Source organism: Nonomuraea sp. NPDC001699, assembly GCF_053596455.1.
In genome coordinates, this window is sequence record NZ_JBSFGF010000025.1 from 122,396 (window position 1) to 133,021 (window position 10,626).

The 10,626-nt window shown below is 72.8% G+C and carries 12 protein-coding genes; 6 read left to right on the forward strand and 6 right to left on the reverse strand.

What is annotated here, in order from left to right; genetic code table 11:
* From ACWCSU_RS43830 to ACWCSU_RS43850, 5 genes are read right to left on the reverse strand one after another with little or no spacing between them, the layout of a single operon-like run.
* Positions 1–543, reverse strand: a complete 543-nt coding sequence (locus tag ACWCSU_RS43830; protein ID WP_357705552.1) for a 3-hydroxyanthranilate 3,4-dioxygenase — start codon at positions 541–543, stop codon at positions 1–3.
* Positions 540–968: a RidA family protein gene (locus ACWCSU_RS43835; RefSeq protein WP_364098270.1), complete on the reverse strand. Its 429-nt coding sequence runs from the start codon at positions 966–968 to the stop codon at positions 540–542. The genes ACWCSU_RS43830 and ACWCSU_RS43835 overlap by 4 nt, the downstream gene beginning before the upstream one ends.
* Positions 965–1,711, reverse strand: coding sequence for a 2-keto-4-pentenoate hydratase (locus ACWCSU_RS43840; RefSeq protein WP_449942441.1), 747 nt, complete (start codon positions 1,709–1,711; stop codon positions 965–967). The genes ACWCSU_RS43835 and ACWCSU_RS43840 overlap by 4 nt, the downstream gene beginning before the upstream one ends.
* Complete coding sequence (locus ACWCSU_RS43845; protein ID WP_357705555.1) at positions 1,708–2,517, reverse strand: 2-keto-4-pentenoate hydratase; 810 nt, start codon at positions 2,515–2,517, stop codon at positions 1,708–1,710. Before ACWCSU_RS43845 ends, ACWCSU_RS43840 begins: the two co-directional genes overlap by 4 nt.
* Positions 2,518–2,525: 8 nt before the next feature.
* Positions 2,526–3,959, reverse strand: coding sequence for a 2-hydroxymuconic semialdehyde dehydrogenase (locus ACWCSU_RS43850; RefSeq protein WP_449942442.1), 1,434 nt, complete (start codon positions 3,957–3,959; stop codon positions 2,526–2,528).
* Between the two features lie 173 nt (positions 3,960–4,132).
* Here ACWCSU_RS43850 and ACWCSU_RS43855 point away from each other — a divergent pair, with 173 nt between their 5' ends.
* From ACWCSU_RS43855 to ACWCSU_RS43865, 3 genes are read left to right on the forward strand one after another with little or no spacing between them, the layout of a single operon-like run.
* Positions 4,133–5,443: an MFS transporter gene (locus tag ACWCSU_RS43855; protein WP_357705557.1), complete on the forward strand. Its 1,311-nt coding sequence runs from the start codon at positions 4,133–4,135 to the stop codon at positions 5,441–5,443.
* A gap of 31 nt (positions 5,444–5,474) precedes the next feature.
* On the forward strand, positions 5,475–6,443 hold the full coding sequence (locus ACWCSU_RS43860; RefSeq protein ID WP_449942443.1) for a LysR substrate-binding domain-containing protein: 969 nt from the start codon (positions 5,475–5,477) through the stop codon (positions 6,441–6,443).
* Between the two features lie 5 nt (positions 6,444–6,448).
* Positions 6,449–7,102 carry a GntR family transcriptional regulator gene (locus ACWCSU_RS43865; RefSeq protein WP_364098286.1) on the forward strand — a complete coding sequence of 218 codons (654 nt, stop codon included), beginning with the start codon at positions 6,449–6,451 and terminating at the stop codon, positions 7,100–7,102.
* Positions 7,103–7,115: 13 nt separating this feature from the next.
* On the opposite strand, the gene ACWCSU_RS43870 is transcribed toward ACWCSU_RS43865, so the two are convergent.
* Positions 7,116–8,309, reverse strand: coding sequence for an amidohydrolase (locus tag ACWCSU_RS43870; protein ID WP_449942444.1), 1,194 nt, complete (start codon positions 8,307–8,309; stop codon positions 7,116–7,118).
* 139 nt (positions 8,310–8,448) lie between these two features.
* On the opposite strand from ACWCSU_RS43870, the gene ACWCSU_RS43875 reads away from it, so the two are divergent.
* The 3 genes from ACWCSU_RS43875 to ACWCSU_RS43885 form a co-directional block, all read left to right on the forward strand.
* The gene (locus ACWCSU_RS43875) at positions 8,449–9,426 is read left to right on the forward strand and encodes a helix-turn-helix transcriptional regulator (protein ID WP_449942445.1); all 978 of its coding nucleotides are present in this window, start codon (positions 8,449–8,451) and stop codon (positions 9,424–9,426) included.
* Positions 9,427–9,755: 329 nt separating this feature from the next.
* Positions 9,756–10,130 carry an STAS domain-containing protein gene (locus ACWCSU_RS43880; RefSeq protein WP_357705562.1) on the forward strand — a complete coding sequence of 125 codons (375 nt, stop codon included), beginning with the start codon at positions 9,756–9,758 and terminating at the stop codon, positions 10,128–10,130.
* A gap of 184 nt (positions 10,131–10,314) precedes the next feature.
* The coding region (locus ACWCSU_RS43885; protein WP_449942446.1) for a HAMP domain-containing protein at positions 10,315–10,626 on the forward strand (312 nt) is incomplete at its 3' end.

The following is a 10,626-nucleotide window of genomic DNA, read 5'->3' on the forward strand; positions in this document are numbered from 1 at the left end:
TCACCGGACCACCGGCCGCAGATGCTCGGGCCAGTCCTTGCCGGGGTGCTCGGCGCCGCAGTGGGGGCAGGTGCGGTCGCCCTCGTGGAAGGCGCGGAAGACCGGCGGCAGGTCGTCGACGATCGACTGGAGCTGCACCTCGGCGCGGTGGACCAGGCGGTGGCAGTTGACGCAGTACCACTCGAAGGCGTCGAGCGCGCCCTGCGGACGGGCGAACTCGACGACCAGGCCGATCGAGCCGGGCACCGGCCGCTGCGGCGAGTGCCGCACGTGCGGCGGCAGCAGGAAGACGTCGCCCTCCCCGATCTGCACGTCGACCGGCGGCTTGCCCTCCTCCTCCATGACCCGCAGCACCATACCGCCCCTGAGCTGGTAGAAGAACTCCTCGATCGGGTCGTCGTGGAAGTCGGTGCGCTGGTTGGGGCCGCCCACGATCGTCACCATGAGGTCGGCGTCCTTCCAGATCTGCGCGTTGCCGACCGGCGGCCTGAGCAGGTCCTGGTGCTCGTCGATCCACTTGTTCAGGTTGAAGGGGGGGATCATGCCGGACTCCTTTGCGGGATGAGGGCGGTGCAGGAGATCTCGATCAGCAGGTGCGGGTGCGGGAGCTGGTGGACGGCGACCGTGGTGCGGGCCGGGCCGCTCTCGTCGAAGTACTCGCCGTAGACCTCGTTGTAGCCGCCGAAGTCGTTCATGCTGACCAGGTACGCGGTCACGTTCACCACGTCCTCCAGGCCGCCTCCGGCGGCGGCCAGCAGGTCGGCGATGTTCTCGATCACCGCCCTGGTCTGCTCGCGGATGTCGAGGCTGGTGGTGCCCAGCTCGTCCGCGCTCGCCCCGGCGAAGGAGCCGTCGGGGCGGCGGGAGCTGGTGCCGGACACGAACACCAGGTCGCCGGCCCGCTTGACGTGCGGGAACCTGCCGCGGGGCCGGGCCTTGCCCTCGACCAGCAGCGCGTCGTCGCTCATCGGGTGGTCACCTCCACGTGTCCGAGGCCGGCGGCGCCGACGCGCACGTGCGCCCCGGCGGGCAGCGGCACGGCCGCCGTGGCCGCCCCGGCCAGGACGATCCAGCCGGCCTCCATCTCGATCCCGGCGGCCCTGGTCAGCCGGGCGGCGGCGGTCAGGGCGCGCAGCGGGTGGCCGAGGATGGCCGCCGACGAGCCGCCGGCGACCTGGCGGCCGTCGATCTCCATGATCAGGCCGACGTTGCCGAGGTCGTCGGCGTCCTGCGGGCGGCGCCAGGGGCCGACGCCGAAGCCGCTGGCCGAGGCGTTGTCGGCGATGACGTCGGGCAGGGTGAAGCTGAAGCCCTCGTAACGGGAGTCGAGCACCTCGTACCCGACCGCGACGCCGCCGACGGCCGAGGCCGCGTCGGCGGGGCCGCGCACCGGGCGGTCCAGCAGGAACGCGATCTCCGGCTCGATGCGCGGGTGGATCAGGCCGGAGGTGTCGAGCCGGGACTCGACGAGCATGGCGTCGGTGAGCAGGCCCCAGATGACGTCGTCCACGCCCATCTGGACCATCTTGGCGCGGCTGGTGAAGCCCATCTTGACGCCGATGATCCGCTCGCCGCGGGCCAGCCGCCGCTCGATCAGGGCGCGCTGCACCTCGTACGCGGCGGGCACGTCGAGGTCGGCCGCGTCGGTCAGGCGGGGGATGGCGCGGCCGGTCAGGGTGGCGTCGTCCAGGCGTTGCGCGAGCGCGTTCACCGGTCCTCCTTCTCGTCGTCGGCGGCGGACTCGTCGGCGAAGGCGGCGCGGACGTCGCCGAGCCCGTCGATGCGGGCCTCCAGCACGTCGCCCGGCCGCACCGGGACGACGGGGCCGAGCGCCCCGGTCAGCACGGTGTCGCCCGCCCGGAGCGGACGGCCGAGCGCGGCCAGCGTGTCGGCCAGCCAGACGGCGGCGTGCAGCGGGTGGCCCAGGCAGGCCGCGCCGACGCCGGTCGAGACCTGCTCGCCGCGCCGCTCGATGACCATCCCGGCCAGCCGCAGGTCCACGTCGCCCAGCCGGACCGGGCGGTTGCCGAGCACGTACAGGCCGGCCGAGGCGTTGTCGGCGACGGTGTCGGCCAGGGTGATGTCCCAGTCGCGGATGCGGCTGCCGACGACCTCGATGGCGGGCAGCGCGAACGCCGTCGCGGCGATCACGTCGGCGACCGTGTGGCGCTCGTGCGGCAGGTCGCGGTCGAGCACGAGCGCGACCTCCGCCTCGGCGCGCGGCTGGAGCACCGCGCCGGCCGGGATCTCCTCGCCGTCGGGCACCGCCATGTCGGCGAACAGCACGCCGAAGTCGGGCGAGCCGACGCCGAGCTGCCGCTGCACGGCCTTGCTGGTCAGGCCCACCTTGCGGCCGGTGATCCGCCTGCCCTCGCCGACCCAGCGCTCGGTGAGCAGGCTTTGCACCGCGTAGGCCGCCTCCAGGCCGTCGACCAGGTCGCGGACCGGCTCGCACGGGCTGCCGGACGCGTACGCCTCCAGCAGCCGCGCCGCGGCGGCGCGATGGTTGTCTGTCACTTTCGTCCTCATATCTTGACGCACACGTTGACGGGCTCGGAGAAGAAGTCGAGCGAGTACTCGCCGCCCTCGCGCCCGATGCCGGAGGCCTTCACGCCGCCGAACGGGGTGCGCAGGTCGCGCAGGTTCCAGCAGTTGACCCAGACGATGCCGGCCTGGATCCGGGGCGCCACGCGGTGGGCGCGCGACAGGTCCGTGGTCCACACGGTGGCGGCCAGTCCGTACGGGCTGTCGTTGGCCAGCCGGACGGCCTCGTCCTCGTCGTCGAACGGCGCCACGTGGCAGATCGGGCCGAAGACCTCCTCGCGGACGGTCCTGGCGTGCGGCGGCAGGCCGGTGATCACGGTGGGCTCGACGTGGAAGCCGCCGTCGCGGGCGTCGCCGAACTCCGGCACCCCTCCGCCGGCCAGCACCGTCGCGCCCTCCTCGACGGCGAGCCGGTAGTAGGACAGGACCTTGTCGCGGTGCTCCGCCGAGATCATCGGCCCGTAGCCGCGCAGTTCCCTCGCCCGTTCGGCCAGCGCCCGCGTGAACGCCTCGAAGATCGGGCGCTGGACGTAGACGCGTTCGGTGCACAGGCAGATCTGGCCGGAGTGGGTGAAGCTGGAGCGGATCGTGCCCTCGACCGCCTCCTCCAGGTCGGCGTCGGCGAAGACCAGGGCCGGGTTCTTGCCGCCCAGCTCGAAGGAGACCGGGGTGACGTGCGCGGCGGCGTTGCGCATGATGGCGCTGCCGGTGGCCGAGGCGCCGGTGAAGGCGATGGCGTCCACGCCGGGGTGGGCGGTCAGGTGCTCGCCGGCCGCCCCCGCGCCGTGGCCGTGCACCAGGTTGAACGCGCCCGGCAGCAGGCCCGCCGCGTCGATCACCTCGGCCAGCAGCGTGGCGGTCGAGGGGGTCTCCTCCGACGGCTTGGCGACGACGGCGTTGCCCGCGGCCAGCGCGGGCGCGACCTTCCAGGTGAGCAGCAGCAGCGGCAGGTTCCACGGCGAGATGACGGCGACCACGCCGAGCGGGCGGCGCACGGTGTAGTTGAGCGCCTGCCCGCTGCCGCTCCAGGCCGGGACGCCGGTGGAGTACGCCCGCTCGGGACGGCCGTAGGCGAGGTCGGCGTAGGCGCGGAAGTTGCCGGCGGCGCGCGGGATGTCGACCGTCGCGGCCAGCTCGCGCGGCTTGCCGGTGTCGGCGACCTCGGCCTCGACGAACTCCTCGAACCTGGCCTCGATGCCGTCGGCGATCCGGCGCAGGTACGCGCACCGCTCCTCGGTTCCGGCGGTTCCCCAGGGGCCGTCGAGCGCGGCGCGGGCGGCCCTGACCGCCTCGTCCACGGTCTCGCGGGACGCCTCGGGGACGGTCCCGACGGTGCGTCCGTCGACGGGCGAGATGAGGGGGAAGTCCGTCCCCGCCGTCGTGAAGACGCCGTTGACGTAGTGCGCGGGCTTCATGGCCGACATTCTCCAGATTGCCCGCCATAACAGTCCAATACCGAAATATCGCCTGGCCATCCTTATTTCGTTATATGTCAGTTCTGCTATGCCTCCCGACCGAATCGGTATTCGTTCTGGCATACCACCAGCGTGCATCCTCTTCCGTACCCATATCCGGAAGGCACAGAGTGATGGACACAGATCGCCGTCTGGCCGCCCGCCGCGTCACGCGGGCCGCCTTCATCGGCACCGCCATCGAGTGGTACGACTTCTTCCTCTACGGCACCGCCGCGGCCCTCGTCTTCAACAAGCAGTTCTTCCCCGCCATGGACCCGGTCGCCGGATCCATCGCCTCCTTCGGCACCATGACCGTGGGATTCCTGGCCCGCCCGCTCGGCGGCATCGTCTTCGGCCACTTCGGCGACCGGATCGGGCGGCGCAACACGCTCGTCGTCTCGCTGCTCATCATGGGCATCGGCACGACGCTGATCGGCGTGCTGCCGACGTACGACAGCATGGGCGTCTGGGCGGCGGTGCTGCTCGTGGTGATGCGCGTCGCCCAGGGCATCGGCCTGGGCGGCGAGCTCGGCGGCGCGGTGGTGCTCACGATGGAGCACGCACCCAAGGGCCGGCGCGGCCTGTACGGGGCGTTCCCGATGATGGGCACCCCGGCGGGCATGCTCTGCGCGAACGCCGTCTTCCTCGGCACGTCCTCGCTGCTGGGCGAGGAGAGCTTCATGGCCTGGGGCTGGCGGGTGCCGTTCCTGCTCAGCATCGTGCTGGTGGCGGTCGGCCTGTACCTGCGGCTGCGCATCGAGGAGAGCCCCGACTACGCCGACCTGGTCGAGCGGCGCAAGCCGGTCAAGCTGCCGATCGCGGTGGTGCTGCGCGACCACTGGCGCGAGGTGGTGCACACCATCGGCGTGATCATCGGCAACAGCGCGCTGGCCTACATCTTCATGGTCTACATCCTCGGCTACGGCGAGGCCGCGGCCGGCCTGTCGCGGACGTTCCTGCTGAGCTGCGTGATCGGCGGCGCCGCCGTGTGGCTGGTCACCGCGCCGCTGTGGGCGCACCTCGGCGACCGGCACGGGCTGCGTTCGGTCTTCGCCTGGGGCTCGGTGGTGCTGCTGGCCGGCGCCCTGGCGATCCTGCCGGTCGTCAACACCGGCAACAAGCCGCTGATCGTGGTGTTCATGCTGGTGATGGGCGCGGTGCTGGCCATGACGCACGCGCCGCAGGGCACGCTGACCGCCAGCTTCTTCCCGGTCGCGATCCGCTACTCCGGCACGTCGGTGGCCTACCAGCTCGCCTCGCTGCTGGGCGGCGGCATCACGCCGCTGGTGGCGGCCTCGCTGTTCGCCTCGACCGGGACCTCGCTGTCGATCACCGCCTACCTGACCGTGGTGACGGTCATCAGCCTGGTCGCCGCGCTGCTGATCCCCCGCAACGACGCCGAACGCCTGGGTGACCAGCCGGCCCTCGCCGACATAGCGAAATAGAGCAGGTTCACCCTGCTCATATGATGATTTCGTGATATCTCGTCCGCTGGACCTGCTGAACGGCCGGCTCAAGCTGAGGCACCTCGTGCTCGTGACCACCATCGCCGAGCAGGGCGGCGTCCTGCGCGCCGCCGAGCACCTCCACCTGGCCCAGCCCGCCGTGACCCGGGGGCTGCGGGAGGTGGAGCAGATCCTCGGGGTGGAGCTGTTCACCCGCGGATCGCGCGGCGTCACGCCCACCCTCTTCGGCGAGGCGTTCATCGACCACGCCCGCGCCGTGCAGGCCGAGCTGCGCCGCGCGGGCGAGCGCATCGCCGGTCTGGCCGACGGCACGGCCGGCACGGTCACCGTCGGCACCCTGCTGGCCGCCACGAACGTGCTGCTCCCCCGCTCGATCGCCGCCCTGAAGGCCGAACGGCCGGGCATCACCGTGATCGTCAAGGAGGGCACGTTCGACTCGCTGGTCCCCCAGCTCACCGGCGGCGACCTCGACCTGATCCTCGGCCGGCTCAACCCGATCGAGGACCGCCCCGACCTGCGCCAGCTCCCGCTCTACAACGAGCCCGTGCTGCTGGTCGCCCGCGCCGGGCATCCGGCCGCGCACGCCCGCGCGCTGGCCGACCTGCTGGCCTACCCGTGGATCCTGCCGCTGGAGCAGACCTCGCTGCGGCGGGAGCTGGAGCAGGTGTTCCACCGCAACGGGCTGCCGCTGCCGCCCGACCGCACCGAGTGCACCTCCATCCTGACGATCCGCTCCCTGCTGCTCGGCACGGACATGATCGCCGCGCTGCCCGCGCTCTTCGTCAGGACAGACCCCCAGCTCCTCGAACTCCAGGTGCCGCTGCCGTCGGTGCGCCGCTCGGTCGGCGCCACCCTGCCCGGCGCGCGCGCCCTGACGCCCGCGGGCAAGGTCATGCTCTCCCATCTCCAGCAGCAGGCCCGCGACCTCGACACCGGCGAGAAGGGCGACCCGTCCGACTCGGCGCCGGTGGGAGACTGAGGGGCATGATGGCAGGAGCCGGGTTCGAGCCCGAGTCCGTACGCGTCATCCGGCGGCTGCGCGACGACATCCTCGACGGCGTCCGCCCGCCGGGCAGCAAGCTCGTCGAACGCGATCTGGCCACCGAGCTCGGCGTGAGCCGGGTGCCCGTGCGCGACGCCCTGGCCACCCTGGCCGCCGAGGGGCTGGTGACGTTGCGTCCCCGCACCTGGGCCGTGGTGCGCGAGTTCAGCACCCGCGACGTCGCCGACCTGGTGGAGGTGCGCTCGGCGTTCGAGGCCGTCACCTTCCGGCTGGCCGCCCTGCGGCACGACGCCGAGGGCCTGCGGCGGCTGCGCGCCGACCTCGACGCGGAGCTGCGGGCGGCGGACGCCGGCGACGCGATCCGCGCCCGGCGCGCCGCCGCCGACTTCCACGAGACGGCCGCCGCCATCGCGGGCAACGACCTGCTGGTCGAGCTGGGTCAGGTCCTGCGCAGCCGGATGCGCTGGCTGCTCGGCCGGCACGACGACCTCCAGCTCGTCGCCGACGAGCACCGTGAGCTCTACGAGGCGATCGCCGACCGCGACGTGGCCCGCGTCGGCGAGCTGGTCGCCCGGCACGAGGAGACCAGCGGCCGCCTCACCAGGGAGCACGCGGACCGGCGGGCCCGTCCCTGACTCTGCGTAGGAGTCAGGCGTCCAGGAGCGGTTCGCCGTCGCGGGCGACCACCCGGCCGCCGGCGACCACGAGCGCCCGCGCCGGCACCCGCACGAGCGCGTCCGGCACGTTCTCGGCGTCGATGAGCACGACGTCGGCCCGCGCCCCCGCGACGAGGTCGTGCCGGTCGCGGTACACGAACGGCGCCGCCTTGGTCGTGGCCAGCTCGACGGCGGCGGTGAGCTCGTCGTCGGCGCGCAGCCCGTGCAGGCGGGCGAAGCCGAGGGCGATGCGCAGCATGTCGCCGTCGCCGAACGGCGACCACAGGTCCCTGATCCCGTCGGTGCCGAGGCCGAGGCCGATCCCGCGCTCGGCCATGCCCCGCCACGGAAGGGGCGCGGTGCGCACCGGCGCGACCGTCGCCCAGGAGATGCCCGCCGCGCCGAGGTCGTCGAGCAGGGCGCGCTGGCGTTCGGGGGCCAGCTCGCCGAGGGCGAAGCCGTGGGAGACGGTGACCTTGCCCTGGAGGCCCGTCCTGAGCGTGCGGTCGATGATGAGCTCGTACTGGAACGCGCCGAGCTCGCCGCCGTCGTGCAGGTGGATGTCCAGGCCGACGCCGCGCCGCTCGGCGATCGCGAAGAGGCCGTCGAGCTGGGCGACCGGGTCGCGGTCGATGCTCGCGGGGTCGATGCCGCCGATGCTGGTGGCGCCCGCCCGGGCGGCCTGGTCGAGCAGGTCGAGCACGCCCGGCCGGCGGACGACGCCGTCCTGCGGGAAGGCCACGATCTCGACGTCGATCGCCCCGCCGAGGCGCTGCGCGGCCTCGCGGACGGCCTCGATGCCGCGCAGGCCGACGCCGAGGTCGACGTCGACGTGGGTGCGGGTGGCCGTGGTGCCGTGCCGCAGGAACTCCCGGAGCACCGCCACGGTCCCTTCGACGCCCGGGATGCCGTACCGGTCCCGTTCCGCGCGCTCGTGCTCGATCCGGCCCTGCGTGGTGGCCACGCCGCCGTACGACACCCAGGGCCGGCCCCACCAGCTCTTGTCGACGTGGGCGTGGGCGTTGACGAATCCGGGCAGGGCGAGCAGGCCCCGGCCGTCGACGACCTCGCCCGCGGGCGGGGCCGTCCCGGCCGGGAGCACGCCGGCGATCCGGGTACCGTCGATGGTCAGGTCCACGGGCGGGCCGCCCCAGGGGCGCACGTTGGCGATTGTCCAGGAAGTCACCCGAAAAATGGTATACCAAACCCGGATCGCCCCAGGCAGAGGCCCTGTCGCCGCCGCGCCGGCCGTTGTTGTACCCGACTGAGAAAATCGGCACAGGCCGCGGCACGCGCGGTCGCCCCGACAGGAAAGAGGTGGTCCGATGGGCCCAGAGGTCTTCGACAGCCGTGACATCGGCCAGACCGAGGAGTTCCTCAGCAAGGCATATGCCAAGATGCGCATCGGCTCCGACGTGAAGAACCCCCGCACCCGGATCTCGCGCCAGGTCATGGGCTCGGTCAGCATCGACCAGCTCCACCTCCAATACGCGATGAGCTACGACGTCAACCCCCTCGGCAAGGTGTGCCTGTGCTCGGTCGAGTCCGGGACCATCGCCCAGCAGGTCGCCGGCGGCCAGGAGGAGGTCTTCGGCCCGGGCGACGCCGTGCTGTTCGCCCCGCACGACCTGCCCTACACCGGCGAGATCCGCCGCTCGCGTTACGACATCATCATGTTCGACCCCGTGCTGCTGCAGCAGGTGGCCGGCACGCTGCCCGGCCGCCGGGCCGAGCCGGTGCGGCTGGTGGGGCACCGTCCGGTCTCCCCTGCCGCCGCCCGCCATCTGCGCCGCACGCTCGCCTACCTGCGCGACGACGTGCTGGCCGATCCCGAGCTGACCGCCGAGCCGCTCGTCGTCTCCACCGCCGGTCAGCTGCTGGCCGCCAGCGTGCTCACCGCGCTGCCGACCAACGCCGACGCCTCGGCCGCCCCCGGCGCCCGTCCCGAGGCGCTGCGCCGCGCCACGGCCTTCATCGACGACCACGCCGACCTGCCCATCGGCCTCGACGAGATCGCCACCGCCGCCCGCGTCACCCCCCGCGCCCTCCAGTACGCCTTCCGCCGGCACCTGGGCACCACCCCTCTGGGCTACCTGCGCCAGGCCCGGCTGGCCCGCGCGCACGCCGAGCTGAAGGCCGGCGGTCCCGCCACCACGGTGACCGCCGTCGCCGCCCGCTGGGGCTTCTTCCACCCCGGGCGGTTCGCCCAGCTCTACCGGGCCGCCTTCGGCTGCGCGCCCGGCGAGACCCTGCACGCCGCGACCGGCGCTCCCTCGCCCGTTTCGTTCCGTGGACGGGAGTGAGCCGGATTCTTCGTCTCGTGTGCTGACCGGCCACCGCCGAAGGGTCAAGGGTTGGAGGCGAGCACGGATCGCAGCGGCGCGGGAGGAGATGATCGCGATTGAGTCCCGGCCACAGCGGCAGCACCACGCGACCGTGGCGAGGCCATAGCCGCAGGCCAGGCGCTCAAGAGCGGGCACAGTTCCGGTGGCCGGCCGACCGCGCCGGTCACGTGACTGAGCCGATCCCATCGCCGGGCCGTGATGCCTGACCTGCTCCGTCCGCCTTCGCACCCGTCCGCCTGCCTTTCCGGCCGGACGGGCTTTCGTGCTGCCCGGCGGCCGGAGGCACCGTGACCCCGCTGACCCTGACCGGCCGCGACCTGCCCGGTGGCGTGCTGGTGACCGTGACGGGCGAGCTCGACTCCTCCAACTCACCGCGGCTGGAGTCCTTCACCGAGCGGCGCCGGCGGCCCGGGGCGGGAGTGGTGCTCGACCTGGGCGGCCTGACCTTCATGGACAGCCGTGGCCTGCACATACTGTTACGCCTCAACGCCGCCGTGCTCGAACAGGGCGGCGTGCTCCGCCTCGCCGCCGTGCAGGAACTGCCCGAGCGCGTGCTGAAGGTCACCGGCGTGTGGTCCTCGCTGACCGTGCACGAAGACGTCGGCGACGCCGTGGCGGCGATGGGCGCGCCGCGCCCCGACGACCTCCGCGAGTCGTCGTGACCGTCCCGCGTCCGCGCCGCATGTCGGCGGACAGGCATGAAGATCACGGGCGCCGGTTCTAGAATCCGGATGGACAACAACCACGATTGTCCCGTCAATGACCTCGCTCATGGTCTCCTGATGGGGGCCGTTCGCGAGGTCGTCGCAGGACAGTCCTGACAACGTCGTAGGACACGAGGGTGACATGAGCGAAGCGATGACCGGTGGCTCCCGTAGCGCGTCCGGGGGTGCCGAGGTCGACGAGCTTCGGCTGCGTCAGCTGCTCGGCGGGCTGACGGCGGTCCGGGACGGCGACTTCCGCACCCGTCTGCCCGAGGACGCCGACGGGCTGCTCGGTGAGATCGCCTCGGTGTTCAACGGCATGGTCGACCAGCTGTCGTTGTTCACCTCCGAGGTGACCAGGGTGGCCCGTGAGGTGGGCACCGACGGGCGGCTGGGCGGTCAGGCCGACGTGCCGTCGGTGTCGGGCACCTGGAAGGACCTGACCGAGTCGGTC

Excerpts from the sequence above, each read along its gene's own strand:
- ACWCSU_RS43865 (WP_364098286.1), top strand. The coding sequence starts at position 6,449 with ATGATGGCAGGAGCCGGGTTCGAGCCCGAGTCCGTACGCGTCATCCGG.
- ACWCSU_RS43875 (WP_449942445.1), top strand. The coding sequence starts at position 8,449 with ATGGGCCCAGAGGTCTTCGACAGCCGTGACATCGGCCAGACCGAGGAG.
- ACWCSU_RS43835 (WP_364098270.1), bottom strand. The coding sequence starts at position 968 with ATGAGCGACGACGCGCTGCTGGTCGAGGGCAAGGCCCGGCCCCGCGGC.
- ACWCSU_RS43850 (WP_449942442.1), bottom strand. The coding sequence starts at position 3,959 with ATGAAGCCCGCGCACTACGTCAACGGCGTCTTCACGACGGCGGGGACG.
- ACWCSU_RS43855 (WP_357705557.1), top strand. The coding sequence starts at position 4,133 with ATGGACACAGATCGCCGTCTGGCCGCCCGCCGCGTCACGCGGGCCGCC.
- ACWCSU_RS43830 (WP_357705552.1), bottom strand. The coding sequence starts at position 543 with ATGATCCCCCCCTTCAACCTGAACAAGTGGATCGACGAGCACCAGGAC.